The sequence below is a fragment of the Pseudomonas sp. NFIX10 genome, from assembly GCF_900111955.1.
Classification (GTDB): Bacteria; Pseudomonadota; Gammaproteobacteria; order Pseudomonadales; family Pseudomonadaceae; genus Aquipseudomonas; species Aquipseudomonas fluorescens_AA.
Genome location: NZ_FOKH01000001.1, coordinates 273,030 through 293,391, shown reverse-complemented (window position 1 = coordinate 293,391; position 20,362 = coordinate 273,030). Strand labels below are relative to the sequence as shown.

Sequence of the window (20,362 nt, the reverse complement as noted above, 5' to 3'; positions counted from 1 at the left end):
GTATCGTGACAAGAACACAAGGCCCGGCTCCTGCACACACCTCGGCTTCGAAAAGCAGGTCACCAAATACCCGTGCCAAAGGCCGATTCTACGAAACACATCACATTTTGCAAAGCAAGGTGATGGATCACGCGGTTGCCTAATGCGAAAATCTATCGTTAAGTTCTTGATTCTAAATGGGAATTAAGCGATGCAAATTTCAAGTTTGGGTCCGGCCATCAGACGCTACCGCAAAGTAGCGGGGCTTACTCAGGCTGAACTTGGCGAAAAAACCGGTTTTGATCCTAAAACCATCAGCCGCTTCGAAACCGGCACCTACACCCCCAGCGTCGAAGCCTTGTTCCTGCTTGCCAATGTGCTGGATGTGCAACTGAAGGCCTTTTTTGCCGACATGGCCGATGAGGACGAACAGCGGGCATACCTGTTCGGTGTCATACACAAAGCCACCCCGAAGGACCTGGGAAAGCTGATCGCTGCGGTCGACCAGGCCTTGTCCAAGCCTTGATGAAATCATGCAAAAAAAGCCAGACCTGCCACCGCAGGACGGGCCTGGGTTCTCTTTGGCATTTATTTACCCGCCTTGACAACCAGCCAACCGAAAGCTCACACCCTGCCCGGCCAAAAACCGGGCGGCACGACGCAACGATCGATACTGATCGGCGATAAAAAGAAATTTTGAATTCCGACAAGCCTTGCGAACGAAGGCCTGGGCGTTATGGAGGCAACCCCACCAGCCACACCCCGGCACACAATGTTCCCGCTGTGGCTGCTTCCTTCCGGATCTGACCAGGTTCACGGGTAATCGTTGCGGGGGGACCGATGGGGTCACCATAACGACGCCCGCCTGACGGCGAGCCGCGCCATTGTACCTATCTGGCAAGAAGTTACAACCGTTCACGACGGATAAAAACTGAAGGCGCTCAAGCACTTGCTGTAGGAGCAACGCCCGCTCGCGAGAATGTCGAGCCATTTGGACAGGGGGACGAGCTTAGCCACCGCTTGGCGAGCATGCTCGCTCCCCAAGCAGGTCCGTGAGGAACACCGCAGGGTGCCCCTCAAAACATCGTCGAGATTAAATCACCGGCAATAGCCAAGTACATACGCTGGTAACCATTGATCACTTGCAGTTTCAGCATATAGCGACAAAAGCAATGACGACTCTTAAAAACAGCAGGCGTTCTTGCTTGATCTTCCAATCACGACGAAGTATTACAGACTAGCACTGGACAGAATGGCCCATACTCGCCGCTCAGGGCTTGAGCCCGAACTTGAACATTGAAAAATACTGGCTGGGCGCCGCCACTGACCCTTATTTCATGCCGGTACCAGCCGCGCCCGTCTGGTTTTACTGAGGTTGCAGGAACAAACTGCGCCTGCCCATTTGCCGCTGCAGTCACTTTGAACGCATGAGCTGCAACCTGGTCGGGCCGGACGTTATCCGAGATTTGCCAAGCCAATATAATGCTGTATCGACTTTGCCCTGCCTGGGAAAGCCTGCGGGGCGCATTGGGAATTGTCGTCCCTTTATCCATCTCATTGTATTGCATAATATCCTCCCTAATAAAATCAGCCATCATCCATGGCGGCTTCAGGGTAAAACAAAGCGTGAATACAAAACCATTTTCAAAACAAATGGCATTACTTTAACCGCCTCGACTTCTTATCGATAATCGACTCTATCTTTGGCGAGCAACATTGATTGCAAGAGCGATGTTATGCCAGCACCTCATCCGCCCGACCGCCCTCTTCCTGGATCACCAGATGGATGAAATGCAGTTTGGTGATCACCGCCGCCGGTACGACGAACGGGTAGAAATCCGGCTGGCCCATGCTGCGGGACAATTCGTTGAGCATACCGGCCAGTTCGATCCAGGCGTTGACGAACGAGAGGAAAGCCGCACCGCCTGCGTGTTCGGCGTCGTACAAGGTCTCGGGCAGGAACGGCTGGTAGTCGAAATCCATCTCCCGGGCACTCATGCCGAAGCCCAGGGCGGTGTCTACCGCGTCCATCATGTGCAGGTAATGGGCCCAGGTTTCCGCCCAGTCTTCCCATGGGTGCATGGTGGCGTAGGCACTGACGTAATGGGTTTGCCAATCCTGTGGCGCGCCTTGCTGGTAGTGCCGTTCCAGGGCTTCGGCATAGCTGGCGCGCTCATCGCCGAACAACTCGCGAAACGCCTCGAGCCAGTGGCTGTTGGCAATCAGCCGATCCCAGTAGTAATGCCCCACCTCATGACGAAAATGCCCGAGCAAAGTGCGATACGGCTCGCGCATCTGCTGGCGCACGTACTCACGATGGGCATCGTCCGCCTCTTTGATATCGAGGGTGATCAACCCGCTGGCATGGCCGGTCATCGGCGATTTGCCGTCGGGGTCGATGCCGATGAAGTCGAAGGCCAGGCCGATATTTTCGTCGACGGTTTTCGGGATGACCGGCAAGCCAAAGGTAATCAGTTGCGCGACCAGCCGACGCTTGGCGGTCTCGACCTTGCGCCAGCGCTCAGGGTTTTCCGGAATCGACAGGTCGGGGATGGTGCGGTTAAGGCTGCAGGCGATGCACAGGGTATCGCGCCCATTGTCCGGCAGCAGCCAATTGCAGGCCGCCGGAGTGTCGAGATTGGCGCAGCGCCGGAACAGCCCGGCTTGCGGGTCGGCATCCAGCGTCCAGGTGCCGGGCTGCTCAGCGGGTTGCAAGGACGACAGGCGACTCTGCTCGGGCTGATACCCCAGGGCCGCCAGGCAGGCCAGGCATTGGCTGTTGCGAAAAAACAGGGACTGGCCGCAACGACACGGCCACACCTTGCTATTGCGCGACCGGTCGCCCATGAACGGTGCGGCGATGCGTGAACTCAATTGTTCGAAGAAGCGGTACATGGCGATCTCTCCCTGGAGCCTGCAAGACTAGATCATGCTCCGTGTCGGATCGTTCCCCCGCACTGCGTCACAACACCGAATAAACCGTGGCGAGGGAGCTTGTTCCCTCGCCACAGAGGTGCCTCACGATTGAACCGTGATGCCATGCTGACTCAAAAAAGCCACGAACGCCGCTTCGTCGAGCACCTTGAGCCCCAGCTCGTTTGCCTTGGTCAATTTCGAACCCGCCCCCGGCCCGGCCACCACGCAATGGGTTTTCGCCGACACGGAACCGGCCACCTTGGCCCCCAGACTCTCCAGCTTGTCCTTGGCAACGTCACGACTCATCAGTTCCAGCGAACCGGTCAGCACCCAGGTGTGCCCGGCCTCGGGCAAGCCTTCGACGACTTTCTTCTCGCTCTGCCAGTGCATACCGAAATCGCGCAATTGTTGTTCCGCCGATTCGGCCTGCTGACGGTTGGCGGCGATGGCGAAGAACTCGCGTACGGCGTTGGCCTGCTTTTCCGGCAGCGCCTGGCGCATGTCCAGCCAATCGGCGTTCATCACCCCTTCAAGCGAGCCGAACTTGTCCGCCAGTTTCTGCGCCCCACCCGGCCCCACCGAAGGAATGTGCAGCTTGTCGAGAAAGCCACCCAGGGTGGTACTGGCGGAGAATTCGGCGCCCAACTCGCCCTGGTCCTGGATCTCGAGGCCATGGCGCAGCAGGTCCTTGATCACCTGGCGGTTGTGCGGGTCTTCAAAGAAGCTGTGGATCTCGTGGGCGACTTCCAGACCGACGTCCGGCAAATACGTGAGTACCTGGGGCAAGGCCGCCTGCACGCGCTCCAGCGAACCGAGGGAGCGGGCCAGGACCTTGGCGGTCTCCTCGCCCACATCCGGGATGCCAAGGGCATAGATGAAACGCGCCAGGCTCGGCTTTTTGCTGTCGACGATGGCGGCCAGCAGGTTCTTGCTCGACAGCTCGGCGAAGCCTTCCAGGTCGACCACCTGTTCGAAGGTCAAGGCATACAGATCGGCAGGCGAACCCACCAGCCCTTCATCCACCAGTTGCTCGACGCTCTTCTCGCCCAGGCCCTCGATGTCCATGGCCCGACGCGAGACGAAGTGAATGATCGCCTGCTTGAGTTGGGCGCCACAGGCCAGGCGACCGACACAGCGGTACACCGCGCCTTCGCTGACGGTTTCGCGGCCCTTGCTGCGCTTGATCAATTGCGTGCGCTCGACGTGGGAGCCGCAGACGGGACATTGCTGGGGCACCTCCACCGGGCGGGCGTTTTCCGGACGGCGCTCGGTGACGACCTGCACCACCTGCGGGATCACATCCCCGGCACGCCGGATGATCACGGTGTCGCCGATCATCACGCCCAGGCGCGCCACTTCGTCCATGTTGTGCAGGGTGGCGTTGGCCACGGTCACGCCGGCGACTTTCACCGGCTTGAGACGGGCCACCGGAGTCACCGCGCCCGTGCGGCCGACCTGGAACTCGACGTCCAGCAGCTCGGTGAGTTCTTCAGTGGCGGGAAACTTATGGGCAATGGCCCAACGCGGTTCCCGGGCGCGGAAACCGAGTTCGCGCTGGGAAGCGATGCTGTTGACCTTGAACACCACGCCGTCGATCTCGTAGGGCAACGCGTTGCGCCGCTCGCCGATGTCACGGTAGTAATCCAGGCATTCATCGATACCGTGGGCCAGCTTCAACTCACGGCTGATGGGCAGGCCCCAGGCCTTGAGTTGCTTGAGGTTACCGATGTGGGTGTCGGCGATGTCCGACGTCACCTGGCCGATGCCGTAGCAACAGAACTCCAGGGGACGGTTGGCCGTGATCCTGGAATCGAGCTGACGCAGGCTGCCGGCCGCCGCGTTGCGCGGGTTGGCAAACGTCTTGCCGCCCACCTCCAGCTGCGTGGCGTTGAGACGCTCGAAGCCGGCCTTGGACATGTACACCTCGCCGCGCACTTCCAGCAGCGGTGGCCAGCCAGTGCCCTGCAACTTGAGGGGAATGTTGCGCACGGTGCGCACATTGACGCTGATGTCCTCGCCCGTGGCGCCGTCACCGCGTGTGGCGCCGCGCACCAGCATGCCGTCCTGATACAACAGGCTGACCGCCAGCCCATCGAGCTTCGGCTCGCAGCTGTACTCCACCGCCGCGCCACCGCCCAGCAAGTCGCCCATGGGCAGGTCGAGACCTTCGGTCACCCGCCGGTCGAATTCACGCATTGTGGTTTCGTCGAAGGCGTTGCCCAGGCTGAGCATCGGGATCTCGTGGCGCACCTGGCTGAATGCCGACAGCGCCACGCTGCCGACCCGTTGGGTCGGGGAGTCGCTGGTGACCAGTTCCGGATGCTGCTCTTCCAGGGCCTTGAGCTCGTGGAACAGGCGGTCGTACTCGGCATCGGGGATGCTTGGCTCATCAAGGACGTGGTAGCGGTAGTTGTGCTGGTCCAACTCTGTGCGCAGCTGTTGGATGCGGGTTTCGACGGCGTTCATGGGTGTTCTCTCATAAAGCAAAAGAGCAGCCTAGGCTGCTCGATTTTCTTGATACGTGGGGGTGCTCTTCGCACCCCAGCGGGAGCCAGCTCCCTCGCCATATAAAGCTCTCTGGACAGGAGAGCCATCCATCGCTCAGCGCTTCTGGGTCAGCGCCCGGCGCTCGAATTCAACGATGCGCTGGCGATAGTGCTCGATGGTCTGGGCGGTCAGCACACTGCGCTGGTCATCCTTGAGCTCGCCATTGAGTTCCTGGGACAGCTTGCGAGCCGCGGCCACCATCACGTCGAAGGCCTGCTTGGGATGACGCGGGCCCGGCAGGCCGAGGAAGAAGCTCACCGCCGGCGTGCTGAAATGATCGATGTCGTCGAGGTCGAACACACCGGGCTTGACCGCGTTGGCCATGGAGAACAGCACCTCGCCGTTGCCGGCCATGCTTTCGTGGCGATGGAAAATGTCCATCTCGCCGAAACGCAGGCCGCTTTCGAGGATGTTCTGCAGCAACGCCGGGCCCTTGAAGCCGGCCGGGTCGCGGCAGATCACGCTGATCACCAGCACTTCTTCAGCCTGGGCCTGGTCCTTGTCGACACTCGGGGTCTTGGTCTCGTCCGGGAAGTCGCCGTCGCGACTGCTGAAGCTCGGCCCACCATCCAGGTCGAGGTTCAGGTTCAAATCCCCCTGGGACGGCTCGCTGTTGCGCTTGCCGCGCTTGGAGCCCGACTCCCGTGGCTCGCGGACAGGGGCGCTCATCGACGGCAAGTCGTGCTCGTCCAGTTGCGGCTCCTTGTGGGTGTCCAGCACCCGCGGCGGACCCAGCAGTTCGGCGCTGTCATCCTCATCGGGCAGGTTCGACAGGCTGCGATCCAGGCGAAACTTCAGTTTCCCCTTGCCGCCGCGCATGCGACGCCAGCCGTCGAAAAGAATACCGGCAATGACAATGATGCCGATGACGATCAGCCACTCGCGCAGACCGATTTCCATGTAATCCCGTGCCTCTATAAAAATGCTGAAAAATAAGGGGCTTAGCTATTTGTAAACCGCTTTAAAACGTGGCGCCAACTCTATGTTCTGAATGGCGTTTTGCCCACGCATACGAAAAATTGACATTAAACTAGCACGACCAAAGATAACTTTACACCGTCTGTCGCACAGGCTTGTGCCCAATCTGTGAATTGAACATCAACCCCCTGGTAAAAAATACCTACAGCGTTCGAAGTAGAAGCCCTACAACCGGTTGTTCAGGCATCCACCATGGCCATGGCCTCCTCCACATCCACCGCCACCAGTCGCGAACAGCCGGGCTCATGCATGGTCACCCCCATCAACTGATCGGCCATTTCCATGGCGATCTTGTTGTGGGTGATGTAGATGAACTGCACCGTTTCAGACATCTCCTTCACCAGCCGTGCGTAACGGCCTACGTTGGCGTCGTCCAATGGCGCGTCGACCTCGTCGAGCATGCAGAACGGCGCCGGGTTCAATTTGAAGATGGCAAAGACCAGGGCCAGCGCGGTCAGCGCCTTTTCGCCACCGGAGAGCAAATGGATGGTGCTGTTCTTCTTGCCAGGAGGACGCGCCATGATTGTCACCCCTGTATCGAGTAAATCTTCGCCCGTCAGTTCCAAATAGGCGCTGCCGCCACCGAAAACTTTTGGGAAAAGGGCCTGCAAGCCGCCGTTGATCTGATCAAAGGTATCCTTGAAGCGGTTGCGGGTTTCCTTGTCGATCTTGCGGATGACGTTTTCCAGGGTCTCCAGCGCTTCCACCAGGTCATCGTTCTGGGCGTCCAGGTAGCGCTTGCGCTCGGACTGCTGCTGGTACTCGTCGATGGCCGCCAGGTTGATTGCCCCCAGGCGCTGGATACGCTGGGCAATGCGCTCCAGTTCGTCCTCGGCGTCTTTCTCGTTCGCCCCGGCCACCAGGGTGGCGAGCACGCCGTCGAGGTCGTAGCCGTCTTCCAGCAATTGCTCCTGCAAGGCTTTGCGCCGCACCGTCAGGGCCTGCCACTCCATGCGCTGCTGTTCCATCTGGCCGCGGATCAGTTGGGATTGCTGCTCGGCCTGGCTGCGGCGCTTCTCGGCGTCGCGCAGTTCGCGGTCGGCGTCCTCCAAGGCGATCTGCGCCGTCTTGAGCTCCTCGTCGACACTCATGCGCTTGTCGAGCAACTCTTCGAGCTTGAGGCGCAGCTCTTCCAAAGGCGCCTCGCCCTCCTCCAGATTGAGGCTCAACTGCTCGCGTTTTTCGGTCAGGCGTTCGGACTGCATTTCCAGCCGTTCCAAGGCCTGGCGCGTGGAATCGTATTGCGCCTTGAGCGAGCCCAGGCGCACCGCCAACTGATGGGCGTGGTCCTTGTGCTGGCGTGCTTCCTGGCGCACCCGATCCAGGCGCTCACGCAAGCTGTCACGCTGGGCCAGCAGCAGCTCACGCTGCTCGGTGTCCAGTGCCATGGCATCGAGGGCTTCTTGCAGTTGCAAGCGCGCCTCGCCGATCTGTTCGTGCTCCAGCGCCCGCTGCTCGCCCAGCTCGGCGATTTCTTCTTCCAGGCGGGTGCGACGCAGCGCCAGTTGCTCGACCTTGGCCTTGCCGGCCGACAACTGCGCCTTGAGCTCGCCTTGCTGGCGCGCCTCATCCTGCAACAGCCGCCGCAGGTGTTCGCGGCCGTTTTCCTGTTGACGCTGTTGCGCCCGCAGGTTTTGCAATTCGGTTTCCAGGGCTTCGACGCTGGCCTCGCGCTCTTCCCGTTCGGCGCCCAGGCGCTGGATTTCCTGGCCACGGGCGAGCATGCCGCTCTCGGCTTCGCTGGCCCGGCGCACCCGCAGGAAATGCCGGCCAACCCAATACCCGTCACGGCTGATCAGGCTTTCTCCGGCCGCCAATTGCCCCCGCAGGGCCAAGGCCTGCTCAAGGCTGTCCACCGGCTTGACCTGTCCCAGCCAGGGCGACAGGTCCACCTGGGCCTCGACCTTGTCCAGCAAGCTGCCGGGCATTCGCACACCGTCGCCAGCCGGACTGAGCAGGCGCAGGTCGCCCTGGGTGAAGCCCGACAGGTCGAAGCCGCCGAAGTCATCCACCAGTACCGCTTGCAGGTCGGCCCCCAGCACGGTTTCCACCGCCAGCTCCCAACCGGCATCGACCTTCAGCCCCTCGGCCAGCCGCGGACGCTCGGCCAGGTGCTGGTCGCGCAGCCATTCGGCGGTGCCGGTGCCCGGGTCCAGCGCCGCTTGCTGCAAGGCCTCCAGCGAAGCCAGGCGCCCATTGAGCCGCTGCAACTCACCCTGGCCCTGCTGCTGGTTCTGCAAGGCCAATTGCAAGGCCTGGCGCAGTTGCTCAAGGCGTTCGACCTGGGCGTCTTCGCTGGCCTGCAGGTCTTCGAGGGTGGCTTCGCTGGTCGCCAGTTGTTCGCTCAACTCCAGAATCGCTGCATCTTCCGGGTCCGCCGCGAGCAAGGCGCGCTCTTCGGACAGGCGGCGCTGACGTTCGGCCAGGCGCTCCATGCTGGTTTCCAACTGCTGGATGCGCGACTGCTGGACTTCAGCCTGGCGCCGCGGCTCGGCCGAGGCCAGGTTGAAACTGTCCCACTGCTCTTGCCAGCCATGCATGGTCAGTTCGGCTTCTTCCAGGGCCGCAGCGGCCTCTTCGGCGGCGGCACTGGTGATTTCCTGCTCCGGCGTGAGCCTGTCCAGCTCTTCGCCGAGGGTCAACAGCAGCGTACGGTCGTGACCCAGGTGCGATTCGGTTTCCAGGCGCGCCCGCTCGGCTTCCTTCAAATCATCCTGCAACTGCCGCAGCCGTTGCTGCCCATGCTGGATGCTCTGCTCGACCCGGGCGATGTCGCCCCCCACGGAATAGAAGCGTCCTTGCACCAGATTGAAGCGCTCGGACAGGTCATGATGGCCGTCGCGCAGGCGCTCGATGGCGGCGTCCGCATTACGCTGCTCGGCCACCAGGGCTTCGAAGCTGACTTCCTGATTGCCGATGATCGCTTCACGCTGGCCGACCTGCTCGTTCAACGCCTGCCAGCGCAGGGCCGAAAGCTGGGCCTTGAGCTGGCGCTCCTCGCCCTTGTATTCCTGGTACTTCTTCGCGGCCTCGGCCTGGCGGTGCAGACGTTCGAGCTGACGTTCGAGCTCTTCGCGCAGGTCGGTCAGGCGCGCCAGGTTTTCGTGGGTACGACGAATGCGGTTTTCGGTCTCGCGCCGCCGCTCCTTGTATTTGGAGATCCCCGCAGCCTCTTCGATGAAGTTGCGCAGGTCCTCGGGCTTGGCTTCGATCAGCTTGGAGATCATGCCCTGTTCGATGATCGAGTAGCTGCGCGGGCCCAGGCCGGTGCCGAGGAAAATATCGGTGATGTCGCGACGCCGGCACTTGGTGCCGTTGAGGAAATAACTGTTCTGGCTGTCGCGGGTCACTTTGCGACGAATGGAAATCTCCGCATAAGCCGCATACTCGCCAACCAGGGTGCCATCGGAGTTGTCGAACACCAGCTCGATACTCGCCTGGCTGACCGGTTTGCGGCTGGTGGAGCCGTTGAAGATGACATCGGTCATCGACTCGCCGCGCAGGTTCTTGGCTGAGCTCTCGCCCATCACCCAGCGCACGGCGTCGATGATGTTCGACTTGCCGCAACCGTTGGGTCCGACCACCGCCGCCATGTTACTGGGGAAGTTCACCGTGGTCGGGTCGACGAAGGACTTGAACCCCGCCAACTTGATGCACTTGAGCCGCACGTCAGGCCGCCGTCAGGGCAGAAACCACCAGATCGCAACTGCGCTGGGCGTAGGCCGTGAGCACGATGCGGATCTGTGGCAGATCACGGGCCAGCACGGCGGCGAGCAAGCGCTGGAACAGGTCGAGGAATTCGCTCATTTCCGCCTTGCGCTGTTCCAGGGCCAGGAAATAGGCACGGCTCATGGCCGGCTGCAGGTTCTCGACGGTTTCCTGCAAGTACGGGTTGTTGGCAAAGGGATAGGCCGCGCGCATCACACTGAAGCTTTCATCGACGAAGGTGCGGATGTCCTGGCGCGCGTAGGCGTCCTGGAGGCGCTGCTGGATCGCCACGAACGGCGCCATGTCAGCCTGTTCTTTCCAGCCATGGGCCACGGCGTTGCCCAGCAGGATGTACAGCTCGCTCATCAGCGCGCAGAGGCTGCGCACCTTGTGCTCGGTGAGTTCGGTAACGTGGGCGCCGCGGCGCGGCAGGATCGCGATCAAATGGCGTCGTTCCAGGATCAGCAAGGCCTCGCGGACCGAGCCGCGGCTGACGTTGAGCGCCAGCGTGACCTTCTGTTCCTGGATGCGCTCTCCCGGCTTCATTTCGCCGCGAATGATGCGTTCGGCGAGATGGTGGGCGATTTGCTCGGCGAGGCTGTCCGGGGCCTTGAACGTCATGGTTGTCCTTCAAACTCTTCGATTTGCACAAGCGGCGCAGTGTAGCGCACTCGATACGTCATGGCGCAGGGCCTGCAGTGGGTTTTTGGCACGATATAAGCAAAAAAGTTTGAGCCTTTCATCCTGAACCAACCTGTGGGAGCGAGCTTGCTCGCGATGGCGGTGCACCAGCCAATGAACGCATCGACAGACCCGGCGCTATCGCGAGCAAGCTCGCTCCCACAATGGGTCCATACTGACCAAACACGGCAGTTGATCGACTAAATGAATTTTCCTGACCTTTAAGTCAGAAAATCATTGACCGAAAAGTCAGACCTGATAAATTCAGGCCCATGTCGATACAACAATAATGAGTCTGCGAGGCCTTCCGTGATCCAGTTTTTACTCAACCAGGAACTCCGTAGCGAGCACGCCCTGGACCCGAACCTGACCGTGCTCAACTATTTGCGCGAACACGTTGGCAAACCAGGCACCAAAGAAGGCTGCGCCAGCGGCGACTGTGGTGCGTGCACTGTGGTGGTGGGCGAATTGGAAACGGACACGAATGGCCGCGAACGCATTCGCTACCGCAGCCTCAATTCGTGCCTGACCTTCGTCTCGTCCCTGCACGGCAAGCAGTTGATCAGCGTCGAAGACCTCAAGCACCAGGGCCAGCTGCACAGCGTCCAGCAGGCGATGGTCGATTGCCACGGTTCGCAGTGCGGTTTCTGCACACCGGGCTTCGTCATGTCGCTGTTCGCCCTGCAAAAAAACAGCGAGCAGCCCGACGCCCACAAAGCCCACGAAGCCCTGGCCGGCAACCTCTGCCGTTGCACCGGCTACCGGCCGATCCTGGCCGCCGCCGAGCAAGCCTGTTGCGGCCAGCAATCGGACCAGTTCGACGCCCGCGAGGCCGAGACCATCGCCCGCCTCAAAGCCATCGCACCGACCGGGACCGGCGAGCTCAACAGCGGCGACAAACGCTGCCTGGTGCCGCTGACCGTGGCCGACCTGGCCGATCTCTACGACGCCTATCCCCAGGCGCGCCTGCTGGCCGGCGGCACGGACCTGGCCCTGGAAGTCACGCAATTTCACCGCACCCTGCCGGTGATGATCTACGTGGGCAACGTCGCCGAACTCAAGCGCATCGAGCGTTTCGACGATCGCCTGGAGATCGGCGCCGCCACCGCCCTCTCCGATTGCTACGAAGCCCTGAAAGCTGAATACCCGGACTTTGGCGAACTGCTGCAACGCTTCGCCTCGCTGCAGATCCGCAACCAGGGCACCCTCGGCGGCAACATCGGCAACGCCTCGCCGATTGGCGACTCGCCGCCCCTGCTGATCGCCCTCGGCGCGCAAATCGTGCTGTGCAAGGGCCAGACCCGGCGCACCCTGGCCCTGGAAGACTATTTCATCGATTACCGGGTCACTGCGCGCCAGGAAAGCGAATTCATCGAGAAGATCATCGTGCCCCGGGCCAGCGCCGAACAGGCGTTCCGCGCCTACAAGGTGTCCAAACGCCTGGACGATGATATTTCCGCGGTGTGCGCGGCGTTCAACCTGCGCATCGACAACGGCGTGGTCCGCGACGCCCGCGTCGCCTTCGGTGGCATGGCCGCCACACCCAAGCGCGCCAAGCATTGTGAAGCGGCATTGATCGGCGCGCCGTGGACCGACAGCACCGTCGAACGCGCCTGCGCGGCCCTGGCCGAGGACTTCACGCCATTGTCGGACTTCCGCGCCAGCAAGGAATACCGCCTGCTCAGCGCCCGCAACCTGTTGCGCAAATACTTTATCGAACTGCAAACGCCGCACATCGAGACTCGGGTGACCGCTTATGTCTAACCATCACGCCGTAGAAAAGACCCAGGCCGAATTGGCCGAGCTGTTCGCCCGTGACCTGACCACTGGCGTGGGCCGCAGCGTCAAGCATGACAGTGCCGCCAAGCATGTGTCCGGCGAAGCGCAGTACATCGATGACCGCCTGGAATTCCCGAACCAGTTGCACGTCTACGCCCGACTGTCGGATCGCGCCCATGCCCGAATCATCCGCATCGATACGGCGCCCTGCTACGCCTTCGAAGGCGTACGCATCGCCATCACCCATGCCGACATTCCGGGGCTGAAGGACATCGGCCCGCTGCTGCCCGGCGACCCGCTGCTGGCCATCGACGACGTGCAGTTCGTCGGCCAACCGGTACTGGCCGTCGCCGCCAGAGATCTGGAAACCGCCCGCAAGGCGGCGATGGCGGCCATCGTCGAATACGAAGACCTGGAACCGGTGCTGGATGTGGTCGAAGCCCTGCGCAAGCGACATTTCGTGCTCGACAGCCACACCCACCAACGTGGCGATTCGGCCACGGCGCTGGCGAGCGCCGAACATCGCATCCAGGGCTCGCTGCACATCGGTGGCCAGGAGCATTTTTACCTGGAGACCCAGATTTCCTCGGTGATGCCCACCGAGGACGGCGGCATGATCGTCTACTGCTCGACCCAGAACCCCACCGAAGTGCAGAAACTGGTGGCCGAAGTGCTGGGCGTGTCGATGAACAAGGTCGTGGTGGACATGCGCCGCATGGGCGGTGGCTTTGGCGGCAAGGAAACCCAGGCCGCCAGCCCGGCGTGCCTGTGCGCGGTCATCGCCCACCTTACGGGCCAGCCAACCAAGATGCGCCTGCCCCGTGTCGAAGACATGCTGATGACCGGCAAGCGCCACCCCTTCTACATCGAATACGACGTGGGCTTCGACAGCCGCGGGCGCTTGCACGGCATCGCCCTGGAACTGGCCGGCAACTGCGGTTGCTCGCCGGACCTGTCGGCCTCCATCGTCGACCGGGCCATGTTCCATGCCGATAACGCCTACTACCTGGGCGATGCCACCATCAACGGCCACCGCTGCAAGACCAACACTGCATCGAACACCGCCTACCGGGGTTTCGGCGGGCCCCAAGGCATGGTCGCCATCGAAGAGGTGATGGATGCCATCGCCCGGCACCTGGGTCTGGATCCGCTGGCCGTGCGCAAGGCCAACTATTACGGCAAGACCGAACGCAACGTCACCCACTACTACCAGACCGTCGAGCACAACATGCTCGAGGAAATGACCGCCGAGCTTGAAGAAAGCAGCCAGTACGCCGAGCGCCGTGAAGCGATCCGCCGCTACAACGCCAACAGCCCGATCCTGAAAAAAGGCCTGGCGCTGACCCCGGTGAAATTCGGCATTTCGTTCACCGCCAGCTTCCTCAACCAGGCCGGCGCCTTGATCCACGTCTATACCGACGGCAGCATCCACCTCAACCATGGCGGCACCGAAATGGGCCAGGGCCTGAATACCAAGGTCGCCCAGGTGGTGGCCGAGGTGTTCCAGGTGGAAATGGACCGCGTGCAGATCACCGCGACCAACACCGACAAAGTGCCGAACACCTCGCCCACCGCGGCCTCCAGCGGCGCCGACCTGAACGGCAAGGCGGCGCAGAACGCCGCCGAAACCATCAAGCGGCGCCTGGTGGAGTTCGCCGCGCGGCAGTACAAGGTCAGCGAAGAGGACGTGGCATTCCACAACGGCCATGTGCGGGTGCGCGATCACATCCTGAGCTTCGAGGCGCTGGTGCAGCAGGCGTATTTCGCCCAGGTCTCGCTGTCGAGCACCGGCTTCTACAAGACCCCGAAAATCTACTACGACCGCAGCCAGGCCCGTGGTCGCCCCTTCTACTACTACGCCTATGGCGCAGCCTGTGCCGAGGTGATCGTCGACACCCTCACCGGCGAGTACAAGATGTTGCGCACCGACATCCTCCACGACGTCGGCGCCTCGCTGAACCCGGCCATCGACATCGGCCAGGTCGAGGGTGGTTTCATCCAGGGCATGGGCTGGCTGACCATGGAAGAGCTGGTGTGGAACGACAAGGGCAAGCTGATGACCAATGGCCCGGCCAGCTACAAGATCCCCGCCGTGGCCGACATGCCGCTGGACCTGCGGGTCAAGCTGGTGGAAAACCGCAAGAACCCTGAAGACACGGTGTTTCACTCCAAGGCCGTGGGCGAACCGCCGTTCATGCTTGGCATCGCCGCGTGGTGCGCCATCAAGGACGCCGTGGCGAGCCTGGGGGATTACCGGCATCAACCGAACATCGACGCCCCGGCCACGCCGGAGCGGGTGTTGTGGGGGTGTGAGCAGATGCGAGGGTTGAAGGCGGTCAAGGCTGAGGAAGCTGAAGTCGAAGTGGCTTCGCTCTAGACCGCGGCGCGGCCGATCGCGAGCAAGCTCGCTCCCACAGGAATTTTGTTAACCCTGAAGTCCCCTGTGGGAGCCGAGCTTGCTCGCGATGAGGCCCGAACAGACAACAAAGATGTCGAGGTGAATATGTACAACTGGATCAGCGCCCTCGCCGACCTGCAAACCCGCGGCGAACCCTGTGTGCTGGTGACGATCATCGAAGAACTCGGCTCCACCCCGCGCAACGCCGGTTCGAAGATGGTCATCAGCGCCAGCCAGACGTTCGACACCATCGGTGGCGGGCACCTGGAATACAAGGCCATGGAAATCGCCCGGAACATGCTCGCCAGCGGCCAGCAGAATACCCATCTGGAGCGCTTCAGCCTCGGTGCGAGCCTCGGTCAGTGCTGCGGCGGCGTCACCGTGTTGCTGTTCGAACCCATGGGCCAGGTCCAGGCGCAGATCGCCGTATTCGGCGCCGGCCATGTCGGCCGCGCCCTGGTGCCACTGCTGGCGAGCCTGCCCTGCAAGGTGCGCTGGATCGATTCGCGGGAGGCGGAATTCCCCGAACACTTGCCCCACGGCGTGCACAAGATCGTCAGCGAAGAACCACTGGATGAAGTCGACGCATTGCCCGCCGGCAGCTACTGCATCGTCATGACTCACAACCATCAACTCGACCTGGAACTGAGCGCCGCGATCCTCAAGCGCAACGACTTCGCCTACTTCGGCCTGATCGGCTCGAAGACCAAACGGGTCAAGTTCGAACATCGCCTGCGCGATCGTGGTTTCGACAGCGCCACCTTGCAACGCATGCGTTGCCCGATGGGCATCGGCGAAGTCAAAGGCAAGTTGCCTGTGGAAATCGCCATCTCCATCGCCGGCGAAATCATCGCCACCTATAACGCCGATTTCGGCCAGCACACCGTGCGCGCCGAACCGATTGCCAAGCTGCTGCCGGCCTCGCGCCGCAGCCAGGCGAACCGTTGAACACTCGTTGAGAATCCCCATGCCTCTGACACGCAAAGCCTACCGCGCCGCCCTGCTCCACAGCCTCGCCGACCCGGCCGAAGTGGGTATCGAAGCGTCCTATGAATATTTCGAAGACGGTTTGCTGGTGGTGGAGAACGGCCAGATCAGTGCCGTCGGCCACGCCCATGACCTGCTGCCGACCCTGGCGGCGGATATCGAAATCGCCCATTACCCGGACGCGCTGATCACGCCAGGTTTGATCGACACCCACATCCATCTGCCGCAAACCGGCATGGTCGGCGCCTATGGCGAGCAACTGTTGGACTGGCTCAACACCTACACCTTCCCCTGCGAAAGCCAGTTCGCCGACAAGGCCCACGCCGACGCGGTGGCGGATATTTTCGTCAAGGAATTGCTGCGCAACGGCACCACCACCGCGCTGGTGTTCGGCAGCGTGCATCCGCAGTCGGTGAATGCGTTTTTCGAAGTGGCCCAGAAGCTCGACCTGCGGATGATCGCCGGCAAGGTGATGATGGACCGCAACGCCCCGGACTACCTGACCGACACCGCCGAATCCAGTTACACCGAGAGCAAGGCGCTGATCGAGCGCTGGCACGGCAAGGGCCGGCTGCACTACGCCGTGACCCCACGCTTCGCCCCCACCAGCACCCCGGAACAACTGGCCCTGGCCGGGCAGTTGCTGGGGGAATACCCCGACTTGTACATGCAGACCCACATCAGCGAGAACCTGCAGGAAGTGCAGTGGGTCAAGGAACTGTTCCCGGAGCGCAAGGGTTACCTGGACGTCTACGATCACTACCAATTGCTCGGCGAGCGCTCGGTGTTCGCCCACGGCGTGCACCTGTGCGACGACGAATGCGCGCGCCTGGCCGAGACCGGTTCGGCCATCGCCTTCTGCCCGACCTCGAACTTTTTCCTCGGCAGCGGCCTGTTCAACCTGCCGATGGCCGAGAAGCACAAGGTGAACGTAGGGCTGGGCACGGACGTCGGTGGCGGCACCAGTTTTTCGCTGCTGCACACCCTGAACGAAGCCTACAAGGTGATGCAGTTGCAGGGCGCGCGGCTGAGTCCGTTCAAGTCGCTGTACCTGGCCACCCTCGGCGGCGCCCGGGCCCTGCGCCTGGAGGACAAGATCGGCACGTTGCAGCCGGGGACGGACGCGGATTTCCTGGTTTTGGACTACAACGCCACGCCGCTGCTGAGCTATCGCCTCAAGCAGGCCAAGGACATTGCCGAGCGGTTGTTCGTGTTGATGACGCTGGGGGATGACCGGACGGTGGCGCAGACTTATGCGGCCGGTAAACTGGTGCATCAGCGGTAGATTTTTATTGGCTGTTGATCGTTCCCACGCTTTGCGTGGGAATGCCTCAACGGACGCTCTGCGTTCGGCTTTTGGGACGCGGAGCGTCCCGGGCTGCGTTCCCACGCAACGCGTGGGAACGATCAGGCTGATTCAACCCATCAAAGCTTGGCCGTCGACCGCCCCGGTTTCTTGCTCTGCAGCAAATGCGAGAACACCGCGTGCAAGTCATCCGACGCACTTTCTTCGTCGAGGTTGAGTTTGCTGTCGATGTGGTCCATGTGATGCATCATCAGGTCCACCGCCAACGTCGCATCGCGCGCCTCGATAGCGTCGATCAACTGGGTGTGTTCGTCGTAGGAGCAGTGGGAGCGGTTGCCGCTTTCATACTGGGCGATGATCAGCGACGTCTGGGACACGAGGCTGCGCTGGAAGCTGATCAGCGGGGCGTTCTTCGCCGCTTCGGCCAGCTTGAGGTGGAACTCGCCCGATAAGCGGATGCCGGCGCCGCGGTCGCCACGGGAAAAACTGTCGCGCTCATCGCTGACCATCTGCCGCAGCTCAGCCAGTTGTTCGGCCGTGGCATGCTGCACCGCCAGCTCGGTGATCGCCCGCTCCACCAGCCGCCGGGCCATGAACACCTGGCGGGCCTCTTCGACACTGGGGCTCGCCACCACGGCACCGCGATTGGGCCGCAGCAACACCACGCCTTCGTGGGCCAGGCGTGACAATGCCCGGCGGATGATCGTGCGGCTGACCCCGAAAATTTCCCCCAGCGCCTCTTCGCTCAATTTGGTACCGGGCGCCAGGCGTTGTTCGAGGATGGCCTCGAAGATATGCGCATAGACAATATCGTCCTGGGTTCCGCTGCGGCCGGCTTTACCAGCTCGCGGTTGTTTCTTGAGGGGCTGCAACTGTTCGTTCATGGGCACTCGAGTCGGGAGAACTGCGGCGAATTGACCGTGACTGTAATACGGCACAGCGGGTCGCTGGCAAGTATCGCGTAAAAAACAGCTCGATTGTACACAACCTCTGATGGCAACACGACTGTACGGCTGTTTGCAGGCATGGCTGTATTGCAATCGCTCACAGGGTTGAGTTTAGGCTTAAACCCACCATTCTGTGACACCTGTGGGAGCAAGGCTTGTGGAGCAAGGCTTGCTCCCACACGCATAATCTATAACAAGGAACATCACCCACCATGACCGAAGTCACGACCACGCCACTTCGCCCATTAGCCGATACCTCGCCTTCGGCCATCGTCGCCGGGTTCATCGCGATGATGACCGGCTACACCAGTTCCCTGGTGCTGATGTTCCAGGCCGGGCAGGCGGCCGGCCTGACCAGCGGGCAGATTTCCTCGTGGATCTGGGCGATTTCCATTGGCATGGCCGTGTGCTCCATCGGGCTGTCGCTGCGTTATCGCACGCCGATCACCATCGCCTGGTCGACACCCGGAGCGGCGCTGCTGATCACCAGCCTGGGCGGCGTGAGTTATGGCGAGGCCATCGGTGCCTATATAACCTGCGCGGTCCTGGTGACGATCTGCGGCCTGACCGGCAGTTTCGAGCGCCTGGTCAAGCGCATTCCGGCCTCGCTGGCGGCGGCGTTGCTGGCGGGCATCCTGTTCAAGATCGGCAGCGAGATCTTCGTCGCCACCCAGCATCGCACCGGCCTGGTGCTAGGGATGTTTTTCACTTACCTGATCGTCAAGCGCCTGTCCCCTCGCTACGCGGTGTTGGCGGCGCTGCTGATCGGCACGGTACTGTCCGGGCTGCTGGGGCTGCTGGACTTCAGCGGCTTCGCCCTGGAAGTCGCGACGCCAGTGTGGACCACACCGCACTTTTCCCTGGCGGCCACCATCAGCATCGGCATTCCGTTGTTCGTGGTGGCGATGACCTCGCAGAACATGCCCGGCATCGCCGTACTGCGGGCCGACGGCTACAACGTACCGGCCTCGCCACTGATCACCAGCACCGGCATTGCCTCTCTGTTGCTGGCGCCGTTCGGCTCTCATGGCATCAACCTGGCCGCCATCAGCGCAGCCATCTGCACCGGGCCCCAGGCCCACGAAGATCGCAACAAGCGCTACACGGCGGCGGTGTGGTGCGGGATTTTCTACGGGATTGCCGGAGTGTTCGGCGCGACGCTGGCGGCGTTGTTCGCGGCACTGCCCAAGGAACTGGTGCTGTCCATCGCGGCCTTGGCGCTGTTCGGCTCGATCATCAATGGCTTGAGCATCGCCATGAGCGAAGTGAAGGAACGGGAAGCGGCGCTGATCACCTTCATGGTCACGGCGTCGGGGCTGACGCTGTTCTCCATCGGTTCGGCGTTCTGGGGGATTGTGGCGGGGGTGTTGACCCTGGTGATTCTGAACTGGCGTAGCGCCTGAAAGCATCGCGAGCAAGCTCGCTCCCACAGGGGATTTGGGGTGTTCATGCGCCCCTTGTGGGAGCGAGCTTGCTCGCGAAGGCGTCCTGAAGGTCACTCAATATCCAACAGACAGGCACAAAAAAACCGGCCCCCAGACGGGCAGCCGGTTTCGGAACATCATCGAACCATCAAGCGACCGGGTTGATCGGCTTTTCCGGGTACCAGACGTCCATCAGCGGGCTGACTTCCACGCTGGTCAGCTCAGGACGGGCCTTGAGCCAGGCTTCAACGGCAGCGCGCTGCGCTTCGGTGACCGAGCCACGCTTCTGCAGGCAAACCAGACCGTAGTCGTCGCCGCCGACGTAGCCCAGGCCGTTGGCTTCCATGGCTTCTTTCAGGAACGCGTCGAGGAAAGCGTCAATAGCCTTATCGGCCAGATCTTCTTTGAAATCCAGGTTCAGTTCGAAACCCAGCTCTTGAAATTCATCCACGCACAGTTTTTTGCGCAGACGCTGGGAACGGTTAGTCGCCATTGGAACAATCCTCATAAGTAATAACGGCCGGCACTTTACCAGTTTGATGCGTCGATTGCCCGACTGATCGGGCGTATCGGCCTACCGTCGGTAAAAAATAGCAGCCGAAGGGCTCGGGCACGGCCCAAGCCGTCGCGGCTTGGGGCATAATGCCGACACTTTCATGACCGTTGAGGACGTTCATTTTCATGTCCTCGTTTTTTCCCCCCTCGCCCGCAG

At 61.7% G+C, this 20,362-nt stretch carries 15 protein-coding genes and 1 other RNA gene; 6 read left to right on the top strand and 10 right to left on the bottom strand.

The features are described from left to right. Window positions 1-190 precede the first annotated feature (190 nt). Window positions 191-505: a helix-turn-helix domain-containing protein gene (locus BM321_RS01285; RefSeq protein ID WP_053120652.1), complete on the top strand. Its 315-nt coding sequence runs from the start codon at window positions 191-193 to the stop codon at window positions 503-505. A 220-nt stretch (window positions 506-725) separates the two neighbouring features. On the opposite strand, the gene ffs is transcribed toward BM321_RS01285, so the two are convergent. From ffs to BM321_RS01255, 7 genes are all read right to left on the bottom strand, one after another. After that, window positions 726-822, bottom strand: an RNA gene (ffs, locus tag BM321_RS01280) — signal recognition particle sRNA small type. A 374-nt stretch (window positions 823-1,196) separates the two neighbouring features. After that, complete coding sequence (locus BM321_RS29295) at window positions 1,197-1,577, bottom strand: hypothetical protein (RefSeq protein WP_139236194.1); 381 nt, start codon at window positions 1,575-1,577, stop codon at window positions 1,197-1,199. A 136-nt stretch (window positions 1,578-1,713) separates the two neighbouring features. Next, window positions 1,714-2,874, bottom strand: a complete 1,161-nt coding sequence (locus BM321_RS01275; RefSeq protein ID WP_092441283.1) for a zinc-binding metallopeptidase family protein — start codon at window positions 2,872-2,874, stop codon at window positions 1,714-1,716. A 123-nt stretch (window positions 2,875-2,997) separates the two neighbouring features. Further along, complete coding sequence (gene ligA, locus BM321_RS01270) at window positions 2,998-5,361, bottom strand: NAD-dependent DNA ligase LigA (protein WP_092441282.1); 2,364 nt, start codon at window positions 5,359-5,361, stop codon at window positions 2,998-3,000. 135 nt (window positions 5,362-5,496) lie between these two features. Next, window positions 5,497-6,342, bottom strand: coding sequence for a cell division protein ZipA (gene zipA / locus BM321_RS01265; protein WP_092197434.1), 846 nt, complete (start codon window positions 6,340-6,342; stop codon window positions 5,497-5,499). A 257-nt stretch (window positions 6,343-6,599) separates the two neighbouring features. Beyond that, entirely contained in the window at window positions 6,600-10,088 is a 3,489-nt protein-coding gene (gene smc, locus BM321_RS01260; protein WP_092441281.1) for a chromosome segregation protein SMC, read from the bottom strand. A 1-nt stretch (window position 10,089) separates the two neighbouring features. After that, a complete protein-coding gene (locus BM321_RS01255; RefSeq protein ID WP_092252751.1) occupies window positions 10,090-10,749 on the bottom strand; it encodes a GntR family transcriptional regulator in 660 nt (219 codons plus the stop codon). A 369-nt stretch (window positions 10,750-11,118) separates the two neighbouring features. Between BM321_RS01255 and xdhA the strand changes: the two genes are divergently transcribed. From xdhA to guaD, 4 genes are all read left to right on the top strand, one after another. Further along, the gene (gene xdhA / locus BM321_RS01250; RefSeq protein ID WP_092441280.1) at window positions 11,119-12,573 is read left to right on the top strand and encodes a xanthine dehydrogenase small subunit; all 1,455 of its coding nucleotides are present in this window, start codon (window positions 11,119-11,121) and stop codon (window positions 12,571-12,573) included. Continuing rightward, a complete protein-coding gene (gene xdhB / locus BM321_RS01245) occupies window positions 12,566-14,965 on the top strand; it encodes a xanthine dehydrogenase molybdopterin binding subunit (RefSeq protein ID WP_092441279.1) in 2,400 nt (799 codons plus the stop codon). Before xdhA ends, xdhB begins: the two co-directional genes overlap by 8 nt. A 126-nt stretch (window positions 14,966-15,091) precedes the next feature. After that, window positions 15,092-15,934 (top strand): xanthine dehydrogenase accessory protein XdhC, encoded by an 843-nt coding sequence (xdhC, locus tag BM321_RS01240; protein ID WP_092441278.1) that lies wholly within the window; start codon window positions 15,092-15,094, stop codon window positions 15,932-15,934. Between the two features lie 19 nt (window positions 15,935-15,953). Then, window positions 15,954-17,258, top strand: coding sequence for a guanine deaminase (gene guaD / locus BM321_RS01235; protein ID WP_092326974.1), 1,305 nt, complete (start codon window positions 15,954-15,956; stop codon window positions 17,256-17,258). A gap of 140 nt (window positions 17,259-17,398) precedes the next feature. Here the strand turns inward: guaD and BM321_RS01230 are convergent, their stop codons facing one another. Beyond that, window positions 17,399-18,163, bottom strand: a complete 765-nt coding sequence (locus BM321_RS01230; RefSeq protein ID WP_003183531.1) for a GntR family transcriptional regulator — start codon at window positions 18,161-18,163, stop codon at window positions 17,399-17,401. A gap of 275 nt (window positions 18,164-18,438) precedes the next feature. Here BM321_RS01230 and BM321_RS01225 point away from each other — a divergent pair, with 275 nt between their 5' ends. Continuing rightward, window positions 18,439-19,629, top strand: a complete 1,191-nt coding sequence (locus BM321_RS01225) for a benzoate/H(+) symporter BenE family transporter (protein ID WP_092441277.1) — start codon at window positions 18,439-18,441, stop codon at window positions 19,627-19,629. Between the two features lie 169 nt (window positions 19,630-19,798). On the opposite strand, the gene BM321_RS01220 is transcribed toward BM321_RS01225, so the two are convergent. Together BM321_RS01220 and BM321_RS29290 are read right to left on the bottom strand one after the other, a co-directional pair. Next, entirely contained in the window at window positions 19,799-20,143 is a 345-nt protein-coding gene (locus tag BM321_RS01220) for a YggL family protein (protein ID WP_092326977.1), read from the bottom strand. Continuing rightward, window positions 20,133-20,327 (bottom strand): hypothetical protein, encoded by a 195-nt coding sequence (locus tag BM321_RS29290; RefSeq protein ID WP_139236193.1) that lies wholly within the window; start codon window positions 20,325-20,327, stop codon window positions 20,133-20,135. Before BM321_RS29290 ends, BM321_RS01220 begins: the two co-directional genes overlap by 11 nt. Between the last annotated feature and the right edge of the window lie 35 nt (window positions 20,328-20,362).